15 protein-coding genes, 1 tRNA gene and 1 pseudogene are annotated in these 24,826 nt (G+C 69.3%); 10 read left to right on the top strand and 7 right to left on the bottom strand.

Going from position 1 to position 24,826, the window contains the following annotated elements; genetic code table 11:
* The gene (locus OM076_RS36990; protein WP_270045203.1) at nucleotides 1–2,274 is read left to right on the top strand and encodes a DEAD/DEAH box helicase; all 2,274 of its coding nucleotides are present in this window, start codon (nucleotides 1–3) and stop codon (nucleotides 2,272–2,274) included.
* On the opposite strand, the gene OM076_RS36985 is transcribed toward OM076_RS36990, so the two are convergent.
* From OM076_RS36985 to OM076_RS36975, 3 genes are all read right to left on the bottom strand, one after another.
* Entirely contained in the window at nucleotides 2,243–2,869 is a 627-nt protein-coding gene (locus OM076_RS36985) for a M15 family metallopeptidase (protein WP_270045202.1), read from the bottom strand. The genes OM076_RS36990 and OM076_RS36985 overlap by 32 nt on opposite strands.
* A 107-nt stretch (nucleotides 2,870–2,976) precedes the next feature.
* Nucleotides 2,977–3,813: a M23 family metallopeptidase gene (locus OM076_RS36980; protein ID WP_270045201.1), complete on the bottom strand. Its 837-nt coding sequence runs from the start codon at nucleotides 3,811–3,813 to the stop codon at nucleotides 2,977–2,979.
* 72 nt (nucleotides 3,814–3,885) lie between these two features.
* Nucleotides 3,886–5,931, bottom strand: a complete 2,046-nt coding sequence (locus OM076_RS36975) for a putative bifunctional diguanylate cyclase/phosphodiesterase (RefSeq protein WP_270045200.1) — start codon at nucleotides 5,929–5,931, stop codon at nucleotides 3,886–3,888.
* Between the two features lie 319 nt (nucleotides 5,932–6,250).
* Here OM076_RS36975 and OM076_RS36970 point away from each other — a divergent pair, with 319 nt between their 5' ends.
* The 3 genes from OM076_RS36970 (at nucleotide 6,251) to OM076_RS36960 (ending at nucleotide 8,147) form a co-directional block, all read left to right on the top strand.
* Entirely contained in the window at nucleotides 6,251–6,814 is a 564-nt protein-coding gene (locus OM076_RS36970; protein WP_270045199.1) for a DUF5317 domain-containing protein, read from the top strand.
* 1 nt (nucleotide 6,815) lies between these two features.
* On the top strand, nucleotides 6,816–8,066 hold the full coding sequence (locus tag OM076_RS36965) for an MFS transporter (protein WP_270045198.1): 1,251 nt from the start codon (nucleotides 6,816–6,818) through the stop codon (nucleotides 8,064–8,066).
* Nucleotides 8,067–8,074: 8 nt separating this feature from the next.
* Nucleotides 8,075–8,147 (top strand) — tRNA-Phe (locus OM076_RS36960).
* 244 nt (nucleotides 8,148–8,391) lie between these two features.
* On the opposite strand, the gene OM076_RS36955 is transcribed toward OM076_RS36960, so the two are convergent.
* A complete protein-coding gene (locus OM076_RS36955; RefSeq protein WP_270045197.1) occupies nucleotides 8,392–9,555 on the bottom strand; it encodes a hypothetical protein in 1,164 nt (387 codons plus the stop codon).
* Between the two features lie 70 nt (nucleotides 9,556–9,625).
* On the bottom strand, nucleotides 9,626–10,507 hold the full coding sequence (locus OM076_RS36950) for a SurA N-terminal domain-containing protein (protein WP_270045196.1): 882 nt from the start codon (nucleotides 10,505–10,507) through the stop codon (nucleotides 9,626–9,628).
* A gap of 327 nt (nucleotides 10,508–10,834) precedes the next feature.
* Here OM076_RS36950 and OM076_RS46520 point away from each other — a divergent pair, with 327 nt between their 5' ends.
* Both OM076_RS46520 and OM076_RS36940 read left to right on the top strand, forming a co-directional pair.
* Nucleotides 10,835–12,106, top strand: coding sequence for an ATP-binding protein (locus OM076_RS46520; RefSeq protein WP_270045238.1), 1,272 nt, complete (start codon nucleotides 10,835–10,837; stop codon nucleotides 12,104–12,106).
* A gap of 254 nt (nucleotides 12,107–12,360) precedes the next feature.
* The gene (locus OM076_RS36940; RefSeq protein WP_270045195.1) at nucleotides 12,361–13,707 is read left to right on the top strand and encodes a hypothetical protein; all 1,347 of its coding nucleotides are present in this window, start codon (nucleotides 12,361–12,363) and stop codon (nucleotides 13,705–13,707) included.
* Nucleotides 13,708–14,684: 977 nt separating this feature from the next.
* Here the strand turns inward: OM076_RS36940 and OM076_RS36935 are convergent.
* Entirely contained in the window at nucleotides 14,685–19,043 is a 4,359-nt protein-coding gene (locus OM076_RS36935; protein WP_270045194.1) for a 3-keto-alpha-glucoside-1,2-lyase-like domain-containing protein, read from the bottom strand.
* Nucleotides 19,044–19,203: 160 nt separating this feature from the next.
* Nucleotides 19,204–21,255: an MMPL family transporter gene (locus OM076_RS36930; RefSeq protein ID WP_270045193.1), complete on the bottom strand. Its 2,052-nt coding sequence runs from the start codon at nucleotides 21,253–21,255 to the stop codon at nucleotides 19,204–19,206.
* 261 nt (nucleotides 21,256–21,516) lie between these two features.
* Between OM076_RS36930 and OM076_RS36925 the strand changes: the two genes are divergently transcribed.
* From OM076_RS36925 to OM076_RS36910, 4 genes and pseudogenes are all read left to right on the top strand, one after another.
* The gene (locus tag OM076_RS36925; RefSeq protein ID WP_270045192.1) at nucleotides 21,517–22,299 is read left to right on the top strand and encodes a thermonuclease family protein; all 783 of its coding nucleotides are present in this window, start codon (nucleotides 21,517–21,519) and stop codon (nucleotides 22,297–22,299) included.
* 165 nt (nucleotides 22,300–22,464) lie between these two features.
* Nucleotides 22,465–22,890 carry a DUF7144 family membrane protein gene (locus OM076_RS36920; RefSeq protein ID WP_270045191.1) on the top strand — a complete coding sequence of 142 codons (426 nt, stop codon included), beginning with the start codon at nucleotides 22,465–22,467 and terminating at the stop codon, nucleotides 22,888–22,890.
* 43 nt (nucleotides 22,891–22,933) lie between these two features.
* The gene (locus OM076_RS36915) at nucleotides 22,934–23,479 is read left to right on the top strand and encodes a hypothetical protein (protein ID WP_270045190.1); all 546 of its coding nucleotides are present in this window, start codon (nucleotides 22,934–22,936) and stop codon (nucleotides 23,477–23,479) included.
* 216 nt (nucleotides 23,480–23,695) lie between these two features.
* Nucleotides 23,696–24,826: pseudogene (locus OM076_RS36910) on the top strand (hypothetical protein); the annotation flags it as partial.

Raw genomic sequence — 24,826 nt, 5'->3', positions numbered from 1 at the left:
GTGGCGATCGTGCGTGACATCGAGCCGTGGGACGAGCTGTTGGCGGCCGGGCGGACGGACGAGCGGCTCGTGCGCCAGGCGATGCAGCACGAGCGGTTCCCGGAAATGGTGGAGCTGCCGGACGAGCTGCACCCGGACGTGTTGGCGGCGTTGGGGCGGCGCGGCGTCGACTCGCTCTGGAGCCACCAGGCCGAGGCGCTGGAGGCGGCGTTCGAGCAGACGACGATCGTCACCACGGGCACCGCGTCGGGGAAGTCGCTGTGCTTCCAGCTGCCGACGCTGAACACGATCGCCTCCGCTCCGGCCGCCCGGGCACTGTTCCTGTATCCGTCCAAGGCGCTGGCCCAGGACCAGGCGCGCGCGCTGCACGCGTTCGGCCTGAAGTCCGCCCGCCCGGCGATCTATGACGGCGACACGCCGCGGGAGCTGCGGGCGGAGCTGCGACGCAAGGCGAACCTGATCCTCACCAACCCGGACATGCTGCACGTCGGCATCCTCCCGAACCACCAGGCGTGGGCGCACTTCCTCGGGCATCTCGAGGTGGTCGTGATCGACGAGGCGCACGTCTACCGCGGGGTCTTCGGGTCGCACGTCGCCAACGTGCTCCGGCGCTTGCGGCGGCTGTGCGAGCTCTATGGCTCCACGCCCCGGTTCCTGCTGGCCTCGGCGACCGTGGCGAACCCCGGCGAGCTGGCGACGCGCCTGACCGGGCTCGACGACGTGCGCGTGATCTCGCGCGACGGCTCGCCCGGGACCAAGCGCACGATCGCGATGTGGAATCCCCCGGTGACCGACGAGGCGTCCCAGGCCCGGCGCTCGCCGCTGGCCGAGGCGGCGGACCTGCTCGCGTCGCTGGTGATCGAGGGCGCGCGGACGATCGTCTTCATGAAGTCGCGCAAGGCGGTCGAGCTGATGGCGCGCTTCGCCACGCTGGAGCTCGAGCGCCAGGGCCACCCGCAGCTGGCGGCGCGGATCGCGCCGTACCGCGCGGGCTACACCGCGCAGCAGCGGCGGGAGCTCGAGGGGCGGCTGGTCTCCGGCGAGCTGCTCGGCATCGTCGCCACGGATGCGTTGGAGCTGGGCATCGACATCGGCGCGCTGGATGCCGCGATCTGCGTCACGTTCCCGGGGACGGTCGCGTCGCTGCGGCAGATGTGGGGGCGGGCGGGGCGACGGGGACGTGGGCTCGCGGTCTACGTCGCGGGCGCGGACGCGCTGGACCAGTTCTTCTGCCGCCATCCCGACGAGTTCCTGGAGCGGCCCGTCGAGGCGGCGATCCTGGACCACGAGAACGAGCAGCTCTATGCCGCGCACCTGCTGTGCGCGGCGCACGAGGCGCCTTTGTCGGCCGAAGACGCGTCGGTGCTCGGTCCGCGCTGGCGGGAGCTCGCGTCCGTGCTCGTCGGCGCCGGCGACCTGCGCGAGCGCCCGGACGGCGCGTTCGTCCCGCGCCGCCCGGAGGAGTACGCGGCGGGGGAGTTCTCCCTGCGCAGCGCGTCCCGCGACGGCGTCGCGATCATCAACCTCGACGACGGCGAGGTGATCGGCGACGTCGATGCCGGCCCGGCGCCGTCGACCGTCCACCAGGGCGCCATCTACCTGCACGGCGGGCGCCAGTTCGAGGTCGACGCGTTCCAGTACGCCGACCGGCGCGCGCTGGTCCGCCCCTTCGACGGCAACTGGTACACGCAGGCCAAGCGCGAGACCGACACCCACATCGAGCGGGTCCTGGAGGAGCGCACGGCGCTCGGCGTCCAGGTCCGCTTCGGCACCGTCGTCGTCACCGAGCAGGTGCTCGCCTACCAGCGCCGGCGGGTGGCCGACGGCGAGCCGATCGACCTGATCGGCCTCGACCTCCCGCGCACCTCCTTCGCCACCCAGGCGCTCTGGTACACGCTCGACGACGACGACCTCGGCACGCTGCACGCGGCCGAGCACTCGCAGATCGCGGTGCTCCCGCTGCTGGCGATGTGCGACCGCTGGGACATCGGCGGGCTCTCGACCAACTGGCACCCGCAGACCGGGTCGCCGACGATCTTCATCTACGACGGCCACCCGGGCGGGATCGGGATCGCCCGCCGCGGGTTCGAGGCGTTCGAGCGGCTCGTGGGTGACGCGCACCGGCTGGTCAGCGAGTGTCGTTGTGAATCGGGCTGCCCGTCGTGCGTGCAGTCACCCAAGTGCGGCAACTTGAACGAGCCGCTCTCGAAGGACGGCTGCGCGGCGTTGATGGGTGCGATGCTCAACGCGCGCCGAGGAACTCGTCCAGCGTGACGCCGCTCGCGGCGACCTCCCGCGCGAGGCGGACGCCCACGTAGCGCAGGTGCCACGGCTCGTACTCGTAGCCGGTGATCGCCTCGGCGCCCTTCGGGTAGCGGACGATGAAACCGTAGTCGGGCGCGTGGGCGGCGATCCAGCGCGCTTCGCGCGTGCCGGCGAAGCAGGCCTCGGCCTGGCAGCGCCCGTCGGCGCCTGAGACGTCGATCGCGAGCCCCGTCTCGTGCTCGCTGTGCCGGGGGCGCGCGACCACCCGGTCGGCCTGCTGGCGTCCGTCGCGCGCCACCTGGTCGGCGTACAGGCTGCGCTGCGTCGCTTCCGAGCGGTAGCCGGAGACGCCCGCGAGCGGCACGCCGTCCGCGCTCGCGGCCGCGAACAGGCGCCGCAGCGGGCCGGCGACGTCGTCGCGCACCTGGCGCTTCTCGGCGAAGCCGGTGAACGTGAAGCGCACGTTCGGGACGACCAGCCGGCGCGGCTGAAAGCCACGCGGGAGCGCGATCCGCGGCGTCACGAGGGTCGCGACCGAGTTCGGGTCGCGGAAATCGGGGCCGTGTGCCGGCGCGAGGGCGCCGAGCAGCGGCAGCGCGCACACCAGCGCGCACCGTGTGATGGAGAACAGGAGAGCCTCGCGATGTCGGACGGATGCCGGTCGCCCGGGGCGGCGACCCGACCGTCAGATGTCGCGGGACCTCCCGCGCGTTACGCGGCCCAGGCCTGAAGCTCGGGGAGCGGGTCGATCGGCGTGCTCGCCTTGCTCGCCCACCAGCCGTTGACCCAGATCTCGAAGTGCAGGTGCGGGCCGCTGGCGTCGCCGGTGGCGCCGACCAGGCCGATCCGCTGGCCGGCGGTGACCGCTTGGCCCTTGGTGACGGCGGTCGAGCCCTCCTGGAAGTGCATGAAGGCGTAATAGCGGCCGTCGGCGCCGGCGATCACCACGTAGTAGCCCGCGCCCTTCGCCTGGTAGGCGGTCCAGTGGACGGTGCCCGCGATCGGCGTGACGACCGGGGTGCCTTCGGCGGCGACGATGTCCTGACCCTGGTGGGTGTGGCCGGGGCGGCCGACGCCGAAGCGGGCGTCAGGGCCGCCGAAGTTGAACGGGCCCTGGACGGGGAAGATCTTCGACGCCGTCGAGGTGAGCGTGGCGGGGACCGGCGTGGGCGTGGGAGCGGGGGGCGTGACGACGCTGAGCGGCGTCCGGTAGTAGCGGGTCACGCCGGCGCCGGTCACGACGAGGCGGGCGGTGTACTTCCCCGCCGCGACGGCGGCGGTCCAGTCGCCGCGCACCGATCCGCTCTCCCCCACGCGCCCGAGCCGCACCCGCACCGCGGACTTGTCGGCGGCGATCACGTCGACGCGGACGCGCGCGCCGGCCGTGGCGCGCAGGGCGAAGGTCACCTTCGCTCCGGGCGCGACGCTCGCGGGGGTCGCGGTGAAGCGCTGCGCCGTCGGGCCCGCGAGCATCCCGCCGCTGCCGTTCGCGGCCGCGGTCGCGGGGAAGCTCAGCAGGGCGGCGAGGAGCAATGCGACGCGGTGCACGCCCCTAATGTCGGCAAATCGCCGACTTCTGTAAATCGTTGCAGGAGATCGTGCGCGGGCGCCGACGGCGCTTTAGAGCGCGAGGCCGCGAACGACCCGCAGCGCGGGCGGCGGGACGTCGCGCCCGGTGCCGCGCTCGCGGATCAGCCGCGTGGCCGCCTCGGCGGGCAGCGGCCGTGAGAGGTAGTAGCCCTGGGCGAAGTCGCACCCGAGCGTCTCGAGCTGGCGCCAGGCGTCCTCGGACTCCACGCCCTCGGCGACGACCTTGAGGCCGAGGTTGTGCGCGAGGTCGATCGTGGAGCGCACGATCGCGGCGTCCGACGCGTCGACGGCCATCTCCATCACGAAGGACTTGTCGATCTTGATCACGTCGACGGGGAGGCGCTTGAGGTTGGCCAGGCTCGAATAGCCGGTGCCGAAGTCGTCGACGGAGAGCGTCAGCCCGATCTGGCTCAGGCGGGTCAGCGTCGCCTCCGCGCGGGCCGGGTCGGTCATGAGCATCGATTCGGTGATCTCGAGCTCGAGCTGCTCGGCCTCGACGTCCCAGCGCGCCAGCAGACGCGGGATCTCGACCGCGAGCTGCGTGTCGAGGAACGAGCGGGCGGAGAGGTTGACGGCGACCGAGAGCTCCAGGCCGGAGTCGTTCCACGTGCGGACCTGGCGGATCGCGGCGTCCAGGACGAACGACGTGAGCGGCGTGATCAGCCCGGTCTGCTCGGCGATCGGGACGAACTCGCTCGGCCCGACGATCCCGAACTCCGGGTGATCCCAGCGCGCGAGCGCCTCCACACCCATGATCCGGCCCGTGCGCAGGTCGGCCTTGGGCTGGTAGTAGAGCTGGATCTGCCCCTCGTTGATCGCGACGCGCATCCCGCCCGCGAGCGCGAGGCGGCGCGGCGAATGGCGGTCCAGTTCAGCCTCGAAGACGGCGAACCCGCGACCGGACTGCTTGGCCGAGTACATGGCGATGTCGGCGCGCTGCTGGAGCGTCTCGTTGTCCTCGCCGTGTAGCGGATGCAGGGCGAGGCCGACGCTGGCGTCGATCTCCAGCCGCATCCCCTCGAGCACGAACGGCTCGCGCAGGTGGGCGAGCAGATTCTGTGCGACGGTGGTCCCGTCCTCGGTCGTGTCGACGCGCGGGAGCAGGATGCCGAACTCGTCGCCGCCGAGACGGGCGACCGTGTCGGAGTCGCGCAACGCGACCCGGAGCCGGCGCGAGACCTCCTGCAGCAGCAGATCGCCCATGTGATGCCCGAGCGTGTCGTTGATCTCCTTGAAGTGGTCGAGATCCATGATCATGACCACGGCCGCGTCGCCATCGCGGCGACTGCGGCTGACCGCCTGGTCGATCCGGTCGCGGAAGAGCTCGCGGTTCGGCAGGCCGGTGAGGGCGTCGTGCAACGCCTGGTGCTGCTTGGCGATCGCGTCGCGACCGCCCCGGTGTACCGCGTAGAGCGGCAGGAAGAGCAGCGCGATCGCGGGCAGGAAGAAGTCCGCCGCCAGCAGGACGACCGGCGCCAGACCGAGCAGCAGGCCGCCGGTGGCGACCTGGTTGAAGATGTCGTCGATCAGGTAGCGGAGCACCCTGGTCCGCTGCACGAGGGCGATCACGGTCGCGACCAGCGTCGAGTTGACGACGAAGAACGCGGCGATCGCGAGCATCACGCCCGCGAGGTCGCTCGGCTCCAGGTGCGGGCCGTCCGGGCGCGGCATCCCGGTCGTGGCCTTCAAGACCATCGCGGCGGCGGCGACCGAGATCGCGTACTGCGCGACGTTGAAGGCGACCTTCTGGGCCGCCTTGCGGCGGAAGGCGTCGACGATCAGGTTCGCGGCGACGAGCGCGATCAGCGCCGCCAGCGGGCCGGCGGCAAGGAGCGCGGCGAACGCGAAGCACGTCGAGGTGGTGATCTCCCCCTCGGCCCCGCGGGTGAAGACCTTCAGCGGGAGGAAATCACCGATGAAGGCGCAGAGCGCGAAGATCGCGATCTCGGGGGTGAGGGCAAGCGAGAATTCGCCCACGCCGTCGATGACGATTCCCAACGCGCAGACGGCGCCGACAGCGATGACGGCGGAGACATACGAGTTGAGAGGGTCGAGTTTGGCGGCGCGGGCGAACATTTCCTCAGGGTCTACAAAAGGCGAGGGTGCCCGTTCCGGACACCCTCGGCACTACCACTTGCGGCCGTTACGGACCTGCATACCGGCTAGCCCCACTTGAAGCTCGCGCCGAGCCCCTCGAGGAACACCGCAACGACGCCCGCGACCAGCGCGAGACGGTAAAGGCGTGCCTTGTACATGGTTGTTGACCTCCGTGTCATGGCTCCCCCCTTGAGAGCCGTTCCACTCCGGGTTGTCGTCTGCCCCCTGGGCGAAGTTGAGCAATTCGACGTTTGTTGGAGTGCTGCCCTCGGCGCGACCGGCCGATTCAAAGGGAGCCATGATCATCGGACTCATCTATCTCGCCATCCTCGCGAGCGTCCCGCTCGCACGCGGGCACCTCACCGCACTCGCGGATCTGCCACTGCGCCGGTCCGGCCTCGCGGTCGCCGCAATCGCGCTCCAGGTCCTGATCATCTCGGTGATCCCGGGCGGCCATCAGACGTTCCACACCAGCGTCCACATGCTCTCGTACGTGTTGCTCGGTGCATTCGCGTTCTGCAATCGGCATATCGCGGGCGTGGCTATAGCCGCAATCGGCGGCGCGCTTAATTTCACCGCCATCGCGGCCAACGGCGGCGTCATGCCGGCCAACCCGGACACCCTCGCCTCCTTCCAGGGCGCCGACACCCACGGCGAGTTCGCCAACTCCCAGATCCTCGCCCACCCGAAGCTCCTCTTCCTGGGCGACACCATCGCGACCCCGTCCTCGTTGCCGATCCACACCGTCTTCAGCATCGGCGACCTCGTCCTGATGCTCGGCGTCGCCGTGCTCGTCCACACCGCGTGTGGCTCCAAGCTGGTCCCGCGGCGCATGCGCCGCACCGCCGTCGCCGCGGCCTGACATGTTGAGGAGCGCGCTCGCGAGCTCCGCGGCGCGGCGGTTCTTCGTCGCGCACGCCCAGTCGTCCCTCGGGACCGGCCTCGCGCTGCTCGCACTCCCCCTGCTCGCGCTGGACCGCTTCGGCTCGCCGATGGCGATCTCCGCCGTGCTGCTCCCCGAGTTGCTGCCCGCGGTCGTCCTCGGCCCCCTGGTCGGTGCCCTGATCGACCGCGTCGGGTGGCGCCGCTGCGCGTGGGTGGCCGAGGCCTTGCGCTGCGCCGGCTTCTCCGTGGTGATGATCGCCGGATCGCTGCCGGTGATGATGGTCGGCGCGCTGCTCGCCGGCATCGGCTCCGCGATGTTCTCGCCCGCCGCCTTGGCCGGTCTGACCCGGGTGGCGGGCGTCCAGCGCCGCGCGGCGACCCTGGCGCTGTTCGGCGCGCTCGATGACGCCGGCACGACCGTCGGACCGGCGCTCGGTGGCTTGCTCCTGACGTTGGTGGCGCCGGGCGCGCTGCTGGGCATCAACGCGGTGACGTACGCCGTGTCGGCGCTGATCATCGCTTCGCTGCCGCCGGTCGCCGCCTCGTCGGATGAGGCCTCTGCCGAGCGCCGCCGCCACCCGCGGTCGTTGTTGGCCGACGCCCGCGCGGGTATGCGCGAGGTCGCCGCCCGCCCCGAAGTCCGCGTCCTGCTCTGGTCCTCCGCCGGCGTTGTGTTGTGCATCGGCGTGACGTCGGTCGGCGAGGTCATCCTCGCCCGCGACGAGTTGGGGCTCGGCGGCACCGGGCTCGCGGCGATGATCACCGCCGGCGGGATCGGCATGGTCCTGGGCTCCTTGAGCGCCCGCTTCACCGGCGCCGGCCCGTGGCGCTGGCGTCAGGTGTACCTGCTCGGCGTCTTCGCGATGGCGCTCGAGCTCGTCGCGTGCAGCGTCCTGCGCTCGCCGGTGCTCGTCGTGCTCGCCCTCGCGGTGGGCGGATTCGGCAACGGCGCCGCGCTCGTCCACGACCGCCTGCTCCTCGCCTCCTCCGCCCCTGAGTCCTTGCACGGCCGCCTCTTCTCCCTACAGCGGATGTGCGTGGCGGGTGCGTTCGCCACCTCCTTCGTGGGTGCCGGAGCGCTGATCACCGCCCTCGGCGTCCGCTCCACGCTGCTCGTCGCAGGCGTCGGCCTCGGCCTCGTCGCCTTCGCCGCATCCTTCCGTCTGCGCAAGGCCTGGCCGACCCCGCCGCCCGCCACCGGCCCATCGCTCGCCGACGCGCTAGCCTAAGCGCCCGCGGCGAGATAGCTCAGTTGGTAGAGCACACGACTGAAAATCGTGGTGTCCCCGGTTCGAGTCCGGGTCTCGCCATCGGCGACACGGCGTGATTCTCGGCTCCCCGGCCCCACCGCCCGAAATCCGCCGGCGTCCCGAAAGCGTCCCGCCGACTCCGGCAGGTCGGCAGGGCCACCAACGACATGACCGACGACTCGAAGCCCAGCAGCAGACGCGCTCCAGCCGAATCGAAGTCCGTTGCCACGTCACGGTCCCGGTCACCAGCACAGCCCGCGAGCAATTGAGCTGGGCCGTTAAGGAGCAACCGTGCTCGCCGGGCTCACTGCCCGATCGGCACGAGCTCCTTGCCCTCGTCCTTCTCGACGGGCTCGAGTTCGGTTTCGGTAACCGTCTCGGTCGCGGTCGGCTGCACGACCGGGAGCTGCTGCGGCACGACCGCCGCCGGGCCGGCCTGCGCGAGTGTGAGGAGCTGGCTCGCCGTCCGCCATTCGTAGAAGATCTCGACACTGAGGTGCCCGATGCCGAACGGCACATCTCGCTCGCGCTTGACGAACTTGGTCTTGAGCGTCTCGCCCTTCATCTTGATCGGGGTCTGGGCGCTCTTGGCCTTGTTCTTGGCGCCCCGCACGAGGAGCTTGTTCGACACCCAGAGGTCGATGTTGGTGTCACCTGACGGGCCTGGGAACATCAGGTCGGGGACGATCGAGACGTCGTCCTGGGTCGCCGGCGCGACGTCGCCCGCGAGCAACTTCTGCTTGAGCACGAGCCGCGCCCGCTTCAGCAGCGCCCTCCAGTTCACGGGGACTTCGGACTCGATGGCCTTCTCCCTCGGCTTGCCCGACGACTTCGAGATCGCGACGTTCGGCGGGAGCGTGGCGTCGAGGTCGGACTGACGGCGTTCCATCATGTGCCTGAGCGACAGGAAGTGCATCGCGAACTGCTTGCCCGCCTCGGACTGTGTGAGGTCATGGTGCACGTCGTGGGTGACGGTCTTCTCGGCGCCGACGTTGCGCTGTCCGTCCCACTCCTCCCACGCGGATGTCCCGACCAGATCGTCGCTGAACGAGTACGCGAGCGGCTCCGACCCGTCCCACGCGGTGATCAGGTTCACGATGTCCTGCCGGTTGAGGGTCGCGGCGTGCGCGGGCCCGCCTTTGGGGCTGTTGGGTTTCGCCCACTCGTCGAGGTCGTAGCCCCGCTTGTCCGGCTCGCCGGGGAACTGGAACCGGAAGTCTGGGTGATGCCCGCCGCTGGCGGACTCCGTCGTGGTGCCCGTGACGGGGTCGCGCTGCAGCGTCCCCGAGCGACCGGTGCGGGCCCTCGCCGCGGCGAGCATGCGGGCGACGGCCTGGTTGCCCGCGCTCTGCTGCATGCCGAGCAACCAGGGCGCGCTCGCGTCGCTGCGGTCTTCGCGCTCCGACGGCTGCGTGTCTCGCTGCGGCCGACGTTCGCGGTCCGGCTCGTCCTCGCGTCCACGGAGCATTGCGCGATCATCGCCAGCCATGTTGACTCTGTCAAGATTCTGGCGGCAGGCGGCGCTGATGCGAAGCCGATTACCGGGGCGTGGGCGTGGCCTGCGGATCGGCGGGCGGCGTGGACTGCTCGCTGACCTGCGGCGCCGCCGGCGTCGGCTTGGGTTTGACGCCGTTGCATTGTTCGACTTTGAGGTCGGTCAAGCATTCGGTGTGCGGGCGGGAGCGGTCGGTGATGCTCTTCAGCGCGGCGGCGAGGACTGGCTGTTGCTTGGTACTGAGGACCTGCTGGGCGATCTGGTCGCGGACCTGCTCGAACTCGGGGGCGGTGGAGCCCTTGGGCATGGTCTTGACCTGCTCGTCGTAGAGCTTGCGCAGTTCGGCGTCAGACGGGGCAGCGATCGCTTTGGTGTAGTGCTGCTGCAGCTTCTGGGCGATCAGGCCGCTGCGGACCTGGTCGAGCAGCTCCGCTTCGGTCCGCCCGCTGGTCTTGAGGTACTTGTCGTAGTCGGCGGCCTTGGGGAACGCCTGCTTCTTTTGCTCGGTGAACGCTTTGGCGGTCTCGGCGTCTGTGACGGTGATGCCGAGATCGTCGGCTTCGGCGCGCAGCCACGCCGCCTGAATGAGGCTGGTGAGCGCCTGCTCGGAGACCTGCGTGTCGACTTTCGCGCACTGCTTGCGGAGCGCTTCGGCGGCGGGGATCGGTTGCTTGGCGGCGCGCAGCTGCTGGGTCTGCGCGGCGACGCATTTGGCGTAGTCGGGGCCGTCGAGGGTGAGCGGCTGCTGTTGGCTTGAAAGGACCGCCTTGCGGGCGCTGGCGAGCTGAGCGGGCGTGATCGTCTCGTCGTGGAAGCTGACGAGCGCGTCACCCTCGTCGGAGGGAACGAACGACAAGGCGACGGCCAGCACGGCGGAGACGCCGAGCCAGATCGCGATCAAGGAGAAGAGGAGTCGAGCGGACATCGATCACATGGTGCTGGCGACGAGGTCACGGATGCCCGCTCCTCGCTCACCGCCACTCTACGGGTTCCCCCAAACCGCCGGGACGTCGCTAAGCCGAGGGCTTCCGAAAGGTCGGCCTCACGTTACCGCGAGCACCTCTTCGACCTGCGTGCTCAGGGTTGGACGCGCCCATCGGGCACTGAACGGCATCTCATTACGCAAATCCATCGAGTCCGGGTCTCGCCACTCCGAAAGCCGCGCAGCAGCGCGGTTTTCTTGTCTCTGGTGTCGTCGCCGGAATTCGAGAGGTACACTCGCGACGACTGATCTCTGCCCTAGGAGGTCGAGATTTCAGAAGATCGGCAGCATCCGGCGCTCACGCCTCGCGAACTCGAGGTGCTGAAGCTTCGGTCGACCGGCGCGCCGGTCAAGCAAGTGGCGAGCGAGCTCGGCATCACGACGCACGCGGTGCACAAGTACTCGACGGGGGCGTACCGGAAGCTGGGGGTGGCCAACATCGGGACCGCCGTCACGGCGGCTCGGCGCCTCAACCTGATCCCAGCCGTGAGCCCCCAGCCTGCGACTGTGGCCGACCAGCAGATCTTCGACAGCCTGCCCGCCGCGATCTATGCCAAGGATCTGGCCGGCCGCTACACGCTCTGCAACCGGGTTGCCGCGGCACGAGTCGGCCTCACCGCTGTCGAGATGCTGGGTAAGACCGTCGAGGACATCCTGGACTTCGCGGTGGCCAAGCAGGTTCGAGCGGCCGACGAACGCGCTCTGAAGGACGGCAAGGCGGACTTCAGCGTCATCATCGAGGGACATACCTACCTGGACCGCAAGCGCGCGTTGTACACCGAAGACGGCGAGGTACGCGGTGTGTGCGGAGTGTCGGTGGACGTTACGGACACACCCGATCCAGGGAAGCAGTACGCCATGGTGCTGGACGTGCTCTCGTCCCTCATCCGTACCACCGATCCGACGCTTCCGGAAGTCTCCTCCTTCCTCGACGCGCAGATACGGGAGCTTTGGCAAGAGGCCGGCGACGGCTCGGTCGACCTGGCAATCAGCCGGGAGCATTTCATTCGCACGAGTACCGACCGCTCCCGGGCGCGCTCGATGCTGGAGTTTCTCGTCAACTCCCGCCACTCCGATCCCGCACCGGCGACCTGGAATGCGGCCGTCCGCGAGGTGGCCGACGTACTGCGTTCCGAACGAAAGGCGGGAGTGCATGTCGTCGCTCACCTCCATCTCTTCGAGGGCGTCGTCTTCGCGAGCCGGCAGCGGATGAGTGCGACAGTGATGAACCTGGCGTTGAACGCGATGGACGCGATGCCGGACGGTGGCAAGCTATCCATCGCCACCTACGAGACGGACACGCACTCCTGTCTCGCTGTGCAGGATTCGGGCGTTGGGATCCTGCCGCAGGTGATGCAACACATCTTCGAGCCGGGCTTCACCACCAAGGGCGAGCGCGCCACCGGTCTCGGCCTCTTCGCCGTCAAACGCTTCGCGGACGACGCCCATGGGCAGACCAGCGTGGAATCGGCCCCGAGCGTAGGGACGAAGATCACTGTCTGCCTTCCACTGTTGCGCGAATCAGTCGTCACCGGACAGTAGACTGAACACGTCTTCGGCGTTCACTACCGAAACCGGTAGCAGGGACGTAGCGGAACCTCTACCTTGATATGTAGATGATTCTCCACCAGGAATTTGGGACGAACTAAACCATCGATGCGCTGACTTACACTCAGCCTCTCGGATACGGTCTCTCACAGTCCGCTGAAGAGTCCCGGAGCTCTAGCCGGCGCGACGGTCCTATTGCACGAGTGAAGGGATTTCACTCCATGAGGCACAAGCCTTTTGTCGCGGCCATGACGACCGCGATGGCGCTCACCGCCAGTCCCGCATTCGCCCTCCCGGGCGACCCGGGCGTCAACGACCTCAGCCCCTACCGCCTGAACGCCCGGACGCTGGAACCGGGCTGCTTCCAGGGCGAGCGCGGCCTGCCGCAGAACCTCTCGGACCACATCGACATCGGCCTGCTGGATGCCGGCACGATCGGTGAGGATCTGCACGTCAGCGTAGACGACGACGCGGATGCGTCCGTCGACCAGGTGCTCGTGGCCGACATGGTTGGCTACAAGATCTACAACACGTTCGACACCGGCACCGTCAACAGTGACGCCGACGTCGACCCGGGCCAGACCGCGACCGGTATGAACGGCTTCACGGCGCAGGGCACGACCAGTACGTTCGACACGATCGTCTGCGTCTCCGACCACGGCACCGGTGATAACGAGCCGTACGCCCAGGAGGCGGGCGGCATGGTCTCGGCCAAGAACCGCCCGATCCTGACGCCCAAGGTGACGGCGTTCGGCGTAAGCGCGATCGCCAACCTGCACACCTACCGCATCGGCTTCGGCTACGACACGACGCAGTGGTACACGGCTCCGACGTTCGACGGCCACTCGGCCTTCGCCACCGTTACCGACCCGAACGCGTTCTCGTCGCCCACGTTCGACGGCGACCTGCCCGCCTTCGTGTCGCTCTTCCCACGTCCGGATGGCGACTATGACACCCGTCGTGTCAACGATGTGGACAAGCCGGGCGAGGAGTGGTCGTTCTTCAACCTCACCCCGTTCGACGGCCAGTCCTTCCTGTTCGGCGAGCGCGGGGACCTCACTGCCTGGGCCGATGACCCGGTCACACGCAGTGACAAGCGCAATCTCATCACCGACATGACGCAGGGCGACTTCCCGATCTCGTGGACGCTTCGCCCGTCGCTCGCCGCCCCGAGCAGCAAGCGCAAGGTCACCTGGACCCTGGCGGACTACTTCGCCTGGAACAAGTCGTGGCAGGACTATTACAAGGGCGGCAAGCTGCCGGCCCTGCCGCTGGCACCGGGCACCAACTCGCCGGCTCCCGATCCCAGCATCACCGTTGTCGTGAACCCGCCGCTGACGCAGCCGGCTCCGACCCCCGCCAACCCGACCCCGCCCCCGGTCGCCGTCGCCCCCGTCGCCGCTGCGCCTGTCGCCGCCGGCCAGGTGGCTGCCGCTCCGGTCGTCGCCAAGCCGATCACCACTGCTCCCGCCGCCAAGAAGGTCGTGACGGCCAAGCAGAAGAAGGCGTTCGCCAAGTGTGTCAAGACTGCTAACAAGAAGCAGGGCAAGACCCGCACGAAGGCCCGCGCCAAGTGCGCCAAGATGCCCCACTAGGGCACCTCGCTAGGGCCTCCGGGCTCAAGCCGAGCGGGGCTGGCTTCGATCCTCGTCCACCCTCGGAGGGTGGCCCCGCTCAAAGTGACAGCTGACTTGAGAGTCAGCACTACTTCATAGAGCACAACGGACCCTGTGCTGCATGAAGCCTCCCACGAGCATCAAGGTCCTGACCTCGCTCGTGCGGTTGACGCCAGAAGCCCTCGCTCCCCGCCCTCCGACCCCAGGGCATCCTCAACGGGAGCGGGGGCTTCGAGCGGTCCAGCCTTCACCCAGGTCAAGGGCTCGTGGTTGTCACAGAATGCGGATCTGCGCACTCGGCTGCACGCGGAGAGTGCTCGACGCCGAAGCTGGTGTCGACGTATGCGCTGAGACGTTCGCACCGGCGTTTCGCCGCGGGACCACCACGATCACCGTCGGCTACGCGCAACAGACCGAACCGACCGACGTGCCCTTCCCGCCAGCCGATCCAGATAACGCGTAGGTCGGAACGGCCACCGTACCCGTCGGCTGAATAGGGCGAGTCCAGCTGGATCCTGGATCGGATCACGACGCACGGCAGCCCGGCAATGCGTCGCTCCTCGACGAGATGACGCTTTGATGACGCGTGTACGGAACCCCCACCCGGCCGGACGATGTGCACCACCCCGCCCGGCGTTCACCGGGCGCGGAAGCGACTTCCCACGCCGGACCCTCGGAGGTTTGAAACTGCCCTCGAGCAGGATGCTGTTGAGCATGATCGCGACCGCCGCCGCGCAACTGCCCTTCGAGCGGCCGTGCGCGTACCGGGGCCCCGAGATCTCCGGTGTGCCTGACCTCAGTGCGTTGAACATCCACGACCCGGCTCTCGCGCGGGGACGCACCGCTGCCGTCAAACCTCCACACGCAACGGCGCTCGCCTCACGATCACGCGCTATACGAGGCCGAACCTGCACTCGGCACCGGCCGCCCGCGTGGGGCGGCCGGTGCCGGGAGGCTCACGGGGTCGTCGTCGACAGCGTGAACGTCAGGGTCTTGCTGTAGCTGCCGGTGCGCAGCGGCTGGTTGGCGCCGATGTGCTGGCGCAGCGTGATCGTCACCGGGTCACCCGACACCGGGGCTGCCCACGCGGCCTTGGAGAACGCGACCTGCAGCGGCTCCGAGAGCGTGTAGGTCCCGTTGGCCAGATATGCCGGGGCAGGGGCCACGGTCAGCGCGGCGTCGCCCGCCGTGCTGGTGATCTCGGCGCTGGTGGCCGCCTCGTACGTCTTGTCGAGGTTGGGCGTGAACGACCCGAAGGAGGCCGATGCGCCCAGCTTCAGCGCGAGGGTCGCCGGGACGTTGCCGCCGACCGTCGTGCCCGCATCCACGCTCGTGTTGAGCGCGCCGACGCGCACGTTGCGGAAGAAGACGTCGTCGCCGGAGCCGTGCATCTGCAGGCCGATGCGGCCGAGCCCGAGCGCCTTGTCCGGGTCGACCCAGTCGTTGATCTTCACGCCGTTGAGGAACACCGTGATCCGGTCCGCCCTGACCTGGATCTCGTACGCGTTCCACTGCCCGGCCGGCTTGAGCGCGGCGTCGCGGGCGGCGGCGTCCGCCGCCTGCTTGCCGTAGATCGAGCCGGTGGTGTGTGCCGGGTCGTCGGTCGGGTCGACCTGGATCTCCTCACCGTCGGTGATGGAGGTCTGATCGGTGCCCGTGCCCTTGTCGGGGAAGCCGACGAAGATGCCGGAGTTGTCGTCGCCGGGCATCATCCACTCGAGCTTGAGCGAGTACGGGGCCTTGTAGTCCTTCTTCGTGTACATCAGGCCGAACCCGCCGACGGACTTGATCGTGCAGTCCTGGCGGACGAAGCGACCGCTGCCGGCGTACTGCCAGTCGACCAGCGACGCGTCGGTGCCGTCGAACAGCGCCGTGTAGCCCGCCTCGGGGATGAACGGGGTCGCACACGGCGGCGAGGCCGGCAGCTCGGGCGGCGCACCCACGGTGAACGCCTCGAACGTGCCGGTCTCGGCACCCGTGCCGTTGTAGGCGGCCACGCCGACGCTCGGCGCGCCGATCCCGCCGATGTCGAAACCGTCGCCGACCTCGGTCCAGGTCGTGCCGTCATCGAGCGAGTAGCGGCCGCGCAGCTGGCCGTCACGCGCGTACATCTGCAGCGTGATCGCCTTCTGGGCGTTGGCGGGCAGGGCAGGGCCGTTCTGGTAGCCGCTGTTGCGGCCCAGTTCGGTCGTCCACTCGCCACCGGGGCGGCGCATGACCACGAGCTTGCCCCACGCGGAGTTGCCGCTGTAGGCGACAAGGCCGGCCTGCAGGTAGTCGTCGGTGCCGTCGATCGAGACCTTGGACGTGATCGCCCAGCTGCCGTTGGTCGGACCCGGCTGGAGCACGATGTTCTTCGCGCTCACGTCGGTGCCGGTGATGTCCCCGCTGGCCGCCTTGATCTGCAGCTTGCCGCCGGCGAGCGAGTAGCCCGTCGCGTCCTCGTTGAGGACCGTCGTCCAGCGGCACTTGTCCAGCGTGGTGCCGTCGAACGTGTCGTTGGCGGCGACGGTCCCGCACTGGATCGGCTCGTTCTGCTTGAAGTCCAGGTAGTCGACGTTGACGTTGGCCTCGTCACCCGTGTCGTACTTGAGCTGGATCGCGTTGTTGCCGGCCTTGACGGTGATCTTGTCGTTCAGCGTCCGGTAGTTCGGCCACGCGCCCGTGTCCGGGAAGGAGACCTTCTTCTGGAACACACCGTTGACGTACAGGCTCAGGCGCTTGGTGCCCTGGAACGGGTTCGGCCCGTTCGCGTAGCCCCACGTAACATCCGCCACGCCGTCGGCGAGCGCGTTGATCTGCAGCGTGGTGCTGGCGCCCAGGTTCTGGTAGCCGCCGACGTAGCCCAGGCCGCTGTAGCCCGGGTGCTCGGTCTGCGCGTTGGCGCCGCCGGCCAGCGTGCCCGACTCGGCCTCGTAGCGCGTGGTGCCCGCCGGGGCGAGCCGCAGCGAGTCCAGGTTGACGTTGCCGTCGTCGGTCGTGCCGTACTTGAACTCGATCGTGTTCGCGCCGCCGTTGAGCGCGACCGTGTCGAGGTAGTAGCCCCAGGTCTTCCACGTGCCGGTCGAGGGCAGCGTGATCGTGCGGCTCGTGCCGTTGACGATCAGCGTGAGCTTCTTCGGGCCCTGGAACGGGTTCGGGCCGTTGGCGTAGTGCAGCGCAAAGCGGTAGTCGCCCGCCTTGGCCGTGTTGACGTCGATCTTCACGGACGACGACCCGGCGGTCTGGATGCCGGACACGAAGCCGCTGCCGGTGTATCCGGCGTGCTCGGTGTCGAACTTCGCGCCACCCAGCAGGGTGGCCTCCTCGAGCTCATAGGCCCCGTCGCCGACCGGCGCGACGTAGCCCGGGAGCTTGTTGAGCGTGTACCACGCCTCGGTGTTCCACAGCTCCTCGCCGGTGTTCGACGCAAACGGGCGCTGCGAGCGCACGTGCACGACGCGGCCCGGCTTGAGGCCGTCGAGGTGGACGGTGACCGTCAGCTTGTCGGCGGAGATGCTGGCGTCCTTGACGGTCAGGGACTCCTCGTCGACCTTCGGGCCGCCGTACTGCGACGTCGGCACGTAGCGCCACTGGTCGAACTTGTAGGCGTCCTTGAGGCGCGCGATCGCGGTGTCGCCGACCGGCTGCGTGTAGGTGAGCTTGAAGCCGCCGTCGACGAGGCTCATGGTCGCGAAGTCGAAGACGTTCTTGCCGTTGGGGGTGAGCTTCTGGAAGCCGAAGCGGAGCTTGTTGTCCTCGCCCCAGTTGCCGCCCTCGCCGATGCCGCCGACGTAGATCGCGCCATCGGGGCCGATGATCGTGCGGTTGACACCGGCCTCGAGGCCGGCCGAGTGGCGGAAGACGGCGCCCTGGTACTCACCCTCGACCTTCTCGAGGAAGCCGCGCTGCAGGCCGCCGTAGGTCACGTCGCCCCACATCATCTGGCCCTTGAACGGACCGTCCTTGACCAGGACCGGGTTCGAGGGCGAGTTCGCGATCTCGTTCTGGGGCATCCACAGGACGGGTTGCGTGACCGGCTTGTCGTCGAGCGGGCCGTGTGGGTTGGTGTAGTGGTTGAAGAAGCGGTCCTGCTTGATCTGGACCATCTTCGAGGCCGGCAGCCAGGCACCCTGGTTGTCGTTGACGAAGATGTCGTTGTCGGGGCCGAAGCCGACGCCGTTGGGCGTGCGCAGGCCGCCCGCGACGATCGAGACCTGCCACGTCGAGCGGCTGACCTTGATGAACGTGCCCGGGTTCGTGCCCGGCTGCGGGTCGGTGGTCGCCCCGCCGTTGTTGATGGCGTTGGAGCGGGCGATGTAGAAGTAGTCGTCGTCGTGGATCAGGCCGAACGCGAACTCATGGAAGTTGCCGCCGTTGGGCCACGTCGCGAGCTGCTTCTTCTCCATCAGGCCGTCGCCGTTGGTGTCGGGCGAGAGCTCGGTGAGCTGGCCGCGCTCGGAGACGTAGTACTTGTCGCCGATGACCTGGATGCCCATCGGGTTGCGCAGCTTGTCGGCGACCACCTTGTAGGTGACCTGGGAGGCGTTCGTGGCGCCCGTGACGTGGTCGAGGAGGTAGACCACGCCCGAGTCCGGGTTCGGCACCCAGCCGCCCGAGCTGACGTCGCCCGAGGTGGTCATGACCATGCGGCCGTCGGGCAGGAAGTCCATGCCTGAGACGTGCGGCTCGAAGCCGGGCGGGCGGAGGTTCGTGAGGTCGTAGTCCGGGTTGACCGCGTCCAGGCGCAGGCCGTCGCCGGCCGTGTCCGTCGCGCCTTCGCAGTACTTCGAACCCGGCGCGGTGACGCGCACGACACCCGCCTCGGTGGAGAGCACGGAGGTCGGGACGACCACGTAGGCGCTTGCGCCCGGAGCCTTCCATTCGAGCTTGAGGACCTGGCCGCCGCCGGCCTCGATGTAATCGATGCGCAGGTCGTGGTAGCCCGCGGTCAGCGTGACGGTGCCCTCCTTGGAGGTGTCGCCATGCAGGCCGTCGTGGTCGATGACGACCGCGCCGTCGATGCTCAGCTTCGAACCGTCATCGCTCGTGATGCGGAACGCGTAGCTGCCGGCCGTCGCGGCGTTCAGGTTCGCCAGGACGGTTGACTGGAAGTTGTCGTTGGCGCCGAACTCGGCTTCGGTCGTCCAGTTGATGTTCGGCATCAACTTGTCGACGTTGGGCGTCTGCGCGCTCTTGAGCGTGCACGTCTTCGTCGGCCCGTTGGCGAATTGATAGGTGCGCAGGGTGACGCCGGGCTCCTGCGGCGGCAGCCCCTGTGCGGAAGCCGAACCGGCGAACGCGCCGGTCGCGACGACTACTGCGACGCCGAGCATGCCGATGCGGCTACTCAGGCGACGACGAACCAATCCGGACAACAGCGACTCCTCCTACACCGACGTCAGTTCCCATGAGAAGTTACTTGGGGATTGGACGCAATTCCACTCGCTTTTGTCGCGAGAGCGACCAAAAGCGCTCGTGACACGAGTAAGCGGTCTAGGACATTCGTCTGCTGTGGCGCCAGAATTCTCCAGGCCACCAGTTCCAGCGACCGAACAGGGTCATCGTCGCGGGCAGCAGCAGGCCGCGCACCACCGTGACGTCGAGAAGGATGGCGACCGTCATCCCGACGCCGATCTCCCTGACCTCGGCCAGCTCACCGAGCGCGAAGCCTCCGAACACGACGCCGATCGAGATCGCGGCCGCCGTGACGACCGGTCCCGAGGCCGCGATGCCGTTCAGCACGGCCCGATCGTTGTCGCCGCACCGGTCCCACTCCTCCTTGATGCGGGCGAGCAGGAACACCTCGTAGTCCATCGAGAGCCCGAACAGGAACATGAACAGCAGCAGCGGCGTCGTGATGTCGAGCGGGCCCGAGAGCAGCAACGCCACCACGCCGAGCGCGGCCCCGAGCGTGAGCAGGTTCAGCACGATCGCCTTCAGTGCGATCAGCACGGAGCGCGTGAGGGCGAACAGCAGCAGCGCCGTCGGCAGGCCGACGACCAGCAGGGCCAGCGGCAGCCGCTGCGCCGTGGAGTCCTTGGCGTCCACGAGCTCGGCGGCCGCGCCGCCCACAAGCACCTCCACCGAGGAGTCGAGGCCCCGGATCGCGCGGACCAGCTGCTGCGCGCGCTCGCCGGAGTCGGGGCCCGCGGCGTCGACCTCGATCCCGGTGACCGACGGCGGCAGGTCATCCCGGATCATTCCGTCCTTCGCGTTGGGCAGCTTGCGCATCTTTTCGATCAGCCCGGTGACGGCCGGATCGGTCTGCGCCGCCGCGATCAGCACCTGGATCGGATCGACGGGACCTGCGGTGAAGTCGCGCTCCACCGCCTCGAGCACCAGCCGCTCCTGGGCGTCCGCGGGCAACGAGCGCGCGTCGGCGTCGGCCACCTGGAGGCCGAGCGCCGGGATCGACAGCGCGAGCAGCGCGGCGATGACGGTGAGCGCCACCGCCGCTGGACGGCGTTGCGCGAACGCGGCGAGCCGTGCGAGGAGCCCGGGCGCGCTGGAGCGATCGCGCCGCCAGACCCAGGTGCGTGTGCCCGGCGACGGGATGCGGTGATGCGCGACGGCGAGCAACGCGGGCATGAGCGTGAGACCGGCGATCGTCGCCGTGCCGACCGCGAGCACGCCGCCCAGAGCCATCGCCGACAGCAGCGGGTCGGCGAAGACGTACAGCCCAGCGAGGGCGATCGCGACGGCGAGGCCGGACACGAGCACCGCACGGCCCGCGCCGGCGATCGTCCGCCCCAGCACGTCGGAAACCGGCGCGTGCGGGGTCGCGGTGCGCTCCTCGCGGAAGCGCGCGAGGACCAGCAGGCTGTAATCGACGGATAGCCCGAGCCCGAGCAACGTGACGACGTTCACGGCGAACTCGCTGATCGCCACCACGCTCGCCAGCGCGTTGAGCGCAAGCAGTGAGCCCGTGATCGTCGCCAGCGCCGCGAGCAGCGGGATCGCACCGGCGAGCAGCCCGCCGCCGAACAGCACCAGGACGACGGCGAGGACGACGAACGCGATCGCCTCCCCGCGCACCGCGTCCCGCGTGGCCTGCTCGGCGAACGTGCGCTCGGCCAACAGTTTGCCGCCGACGAGCACCTCGGGCGCGTCGATCGTGCGCAGCTTCGCGGCGACCTTGTCGGCCACGACGAGCGCCGCGTCGTCGTCGAGCTTCGGGTCGAGCTCGATGACCGCGAGCGAGCTTTGCTTGTCACCCGCGATCAGCCCGCCCGCCGTGTAGGCGTCACGGACCTCGTGGACCCCGGGCACCGTCCGCAGCTCGTTCATGACATCGGTCGCGCTCTTCACCAGCGCAGGCGTGTAGAAGTCCGCCCCGCCGATCACGGCCACGACCGTTTCACCGTCGGGAGCGAGCTCATCCAGGCGCTCCTGGACGCGCGCCGACTGCCCGTGCGCCCCATCCACGGATTCCGTGCGGTCGAAGACGCCGGCGCCGAAAACGCCGCCAGCGAGCGCGACCACGGCCCAGACGCCGAGGATCACCAACCGCCGGCGGGCTCCCGCACGCCCCAGCCATTCGAGCATCGCGAGATCGTAGATGGCGTCCCGAAGCGCGCGGAGATCTGCTCTGCGCTCTCTTCTCTGAGCGTCCTGTTCGACGTGATCCAGCCATTCCCGACCTTCTCGGAGGCGTTTCTGCACGCGTTGTGTGACCTCGAGGCGCAGATCGCAGTCCACGCTGGACCAGCCGCGTAGCGCGTTCCCGCCCGTTCTGCGCTTGAGGGACTGCGACGAACCGCCGATACCAGTTGCGTCGTGCACAACGAGGTCAGCAGGAGCCGAAGCGTGACCCGGATCGTCGGCACGCTGTCGCGGCGCGCGCGAATGTGGACGGCGCTGGTGATCGTGTTGCTGATCGGCGTGGTCGCTGTGCCGCCGGCACCGGCCCAGGACCGCGACTGCGGACACTTCGCGACCCAGGCTGCGGCCCAGGCGTACTTCGTCGCGCTCGGCGGCCCAACGGATGACCCGGATCGGCTCGACGCGGATTCCGATGGCATCGCCTGCGAGGCGCTCCCATGCCCGTGCAGCGCAAATCCCGGCAGCGCGCCGGCGCCGACTCCCACATCGACGCCGACCGCAACGCCCACGCCTACGCCTACGCCGCAGGCACCTGCCGCGAAACGCTCCGCCCGGATCGTCCGCGTCATCGACGGCGACACGCTGCGCGTGCGCCTCTCGTCAGGGCGACAGATCACGGTGCGCCTGATCGGCATCGACACGCCCGAGACCAAGCGCCCGGGCGTGGCTGTCGAGTGCGGCGGGACGGCGGCCAGCGCCTACATGCACCGAATCGCATTCCGCCGCGGCCGCGGCCGGCAGGTCACGCTCGTCAACGACCCCAGTCAGGACGCGACCGACCGATACGGGCGAACCCTGGCCTATGTCGACGCGAGTGAGAAGGGTGACCTCAGCCGGCTGATGCTTCGCGCGGGCTGGGCGTCGGTGTACGTGTACGCGAACCCGTTCGGACGTCTCGCGCGCTACGAGAGCGCAGCCGGCCAAGCCGCGGCCCGGCGCGCCGGCGCATGGGACCGCTGCGACGGGGACTTCCATCGCCCGGCGTGACCGGACGGCACCGGTCGCGCCCCTCTGAGATCGCTGCCACCGACGGACCCGACGATCTACCAGTGGCAGCCTTAGCCACACCGTGACTCATCCCCCTCGGATGGTGTCGGCTCATCCCGGAGGGCTCGAGGTTCCCGTCGAATTCATCGAACGGGAGGGTTGGACATGGCCAAGCAGGCGACGCGTGCCCCGGATCGCTACGCGAACCGCAACGCGCCACCGCCGATCGGTCACGGATGGGTGGCGTTCGCGGGCTCCTACCTCATGCTCGCGGGGCTCCTCAATCTGATCTGGGGCGTGACCGCGCTCTCCAAGAAGGACTATTTCCAGGAGAGCGGCCTGCTCTGGACCTCGCTCGACACGTGGGGCGGGCTCGCGGTCATCGTCGCCGCCGTCCAGCTCGTCGCCGGCGGCCTGCTGTTCGCCCGCAAGCTGGGTGGGGTGCTGATGGCGATCGTGCTCGCGATGGTCGGGATCCTCATGAACTTCCTCTCCATCGGCGCCTACCCCGTGTGGTCGGTGATCGCGATGTCGTGCAACGCCCTCGTGCTGTGGGCCGTGACGGTCCACTCCGACCAGTTCGAGACCTGAGGACCACACAGGGCGTCGACGATGTCCGCGGTAGGCTCGGCGCATGGCAGTGCCCGAGCCGCTCGCCGGCGCCGCGTTCGCCGGCCAGTTGGAGACGTGGCAGCGCGAGGCGATCCACAGCGCGACGATCGTCCTGACCGACGAGACGCTGCAGTCGATCCGGATGCTCGAGCCGGAACTCGCCAACTACGAGGACTTGCCGTTCACGGCCTTCCTTCCCCCGTGGAGAAGCTGGCGCGCCTACTCCTACCGGTTCCTGTTGGACCTCGCGCTCTGCGTCTTCGAGATGGGGCGGCGTCTCACGCAACCCCGATGGGACTACCCGCGCTGCACCGGCGAAGAGATCGCCCTCTGGATCATCCTCTGCCAAGCCGAGGTCAACGCCGAGCTGGCCGGCCACGAACTCGACCCCGAAGACCTGATCGACCTGATGTTCGAAGACGGCGACTTCCTCGCCTACTACTCAGAGATCCCGGAAGACGAGATGCGCGAACTCGCCGCCAAGCACGACGTCCCGCTCGAACCTGAGAACTGGTTCGAGCCGTTTCGAAAAGACCGCCCGATCCACCCGTTCTTGACCGACGCCTGAGCATCGACAACCCGAACCCTCGTCGCTCCGAAAGTAGGTGTGACGAACAGTGAGGGAATTGGAGGTCTGTGCGCTGACAAACCGTCCGCCTCCGCTGACAGCAGCGGCACGGCCAGGCGCGCGCCTCGACGCCGACATGGCGCGTCCCGGTAGCGCTGCGGCCCGGCTCGCATTACGGTCGGTCAGTCCGGAGGGCAAGTAAAAGGGACTGTCTCGATGTCTGATGTGTCGCGCCGAGGACGCCGCATCCTCGCCATATCCGCCGTTGCCGCGTGTGCGGCGATCGTCGCGTCATCTGGGGCCGCCGCGCGCCCCGATTCCGCGGTCAAGGACTGGGACGGCGACGGCGCAGTGGCGCCGGCCGACTGCCGGCCGCTCGATCCCGCCGTGTATCCGGGGGCGCCTGACAAGCCGGATCTCGCGTTCGAGGACACCAACTGCGACGGCATCGACGGCGACCTCAACAAGGCGATCTTCGTCGACGGTGGCGGCGGCCTGGACACGCGCTCCGGGACCAGGGATTTCCCGAAGAAGACGATCACCAACGCACTCGCGGCCGCCAAGGCAGCCGGCAAGGATGTCTACGTCGCCGCGGGCACCTACGCCGAGTCGCTCGCGCTGGAGCCCAACCTCGGGATCTACGGCGGATACACCCCGAACTTCGCCGCACGCAGCACCACGGAGCCGACCACGATCAACGGTGGACCGCAGGCCGCGATGGCCGACGGCGACGCCGGCGTCGTGCTGCAGCTGCTGACCTTCCAGGGCGCCGCCGCGGGACCCGGAGGCAGTTCGTACGGCCTCCGGATCGTCAACAACGCCAAGGTCGCCGTGCAGCGGGTGACCGCGATCGGAGGCACCGCGGGCGCGGGCGGCGTCGGGACCACCGGCACGATCGGCGCGACCGGGGGCAACGGCACGGTCGGCAACAGCAGCGGCTGCGGCACGTCCCAGGCTGCGGCCACGGGCGGCGGCAGCGGCGGCGGATCCAACGGCGGCGGCGGCGGTGCCGGCGGCACGTCCGCGGGCGGCGGTAGCAACGGCGTGACCGGCTCCGGGGCGGGCGGCGGCTTCCGCGGCGCAGGCGGCGGCGGAGCCAATGGCGGTGGCAACCAGACCGGCGGCAACGGCGGGACCGGCCAGCCCGGCGGGCCCGGCTCGGCCGGCCCCAACGCCCCCACCGCGACGTTCACCCCCGAGCTCGCCGGCGCGGGCGGCTGGGCCGGTACCAACGGCACGCTCGGCACGGCCGGCACGGGCGCGTCCGGCGGCGGTGGCGGCGGTGGTGGCGGCGCTGCCTTCAACGGCATCTACAACGCCCCCGGCGGCAGCGGCGGCTCGGGCGGC

This window comes from Solirubrobacter ginsenosidimutans, from assembly GCF_027587205.1.
The sequence above is the reverse complement of the archived record's forward strand: the minus strand, read 5'-3'. Positions and strand labels throughout refer to the sequence as shown.

Bases quoted from the DNA above. Each gene is read 5' to 3' on its own strand.
- OM076_RS36955 (WP_270045197.1), bottom strand. From the start codon at position 9,555: ATGCTCCGTGGACGCGAGGACGAGCCGGACCGCGAACGTCGGCCGCAG.
- OM076_RS36935 (WP_270045194.1), bottom strand. From the start codon at position 19,043: ATGCTCGGCGTCGCAGTAGTCGTCGCGACCGGCGCGTTCGCCGGTTCG.
- OM076_RS36930 (WP_270045193.1), bottom strand. From the start codon at position 21,255: ATGCTCGAATGGCTGGGGCGTGCGGGAGCCCGCCGGCGGTTGGTGATC.
- OM076_RS36950 (WP_270045196.1), bottom strand. From the start codon at position 10,507: ATGTCCGCTCGACTCCTCTTCTCCTTGATCGCGATCTGGCTCGGCGTC.
- OM076_RS36920 (WP_270045191.1), top strand. From the start codon at position 22,465: ATGGCCAAGCAGGCGACGCGTGCCCCGGATCGCTACGCGAACCGCAAC.
- OM076_RS36975 (WP_270045200.1), bottom strand. From the start codon at position 5,931: ATGTTCGCCCGCGCCGCCAAACTCGACCCTCTCAACTCGTATGTCTCC.
- OM076_RS36970 (WP_270045199.1), top strand. From the start codon at position 6,251: ATGATCATCGGACTCATCTATCTCGCCATCCTCGCGAGCGTCCCGCTC.
- OM076_RS36915 (WP_270045190.1), top strand. From the start codon at position 22,934: ATGGCAGTGCCCGAGCCGCTCGCCGGCGCCGCGTTCGCCGGCCAGTTG.
- OM076_RS36965 (WP_270045198.1), top strand. From the start codon at position 6,816: ATGTTGAGGAGCGCGCTCGCGAGCTCCGCGGCGCGGCGGTTCTTCGTC.
- OM076_RS36940 (WP_270045195.1), top strand. From the start codon at position 12,361: ATGACGACCGCGATGGCGCTCACCGCCAGTCCCGCATTCGCCCTCCCG.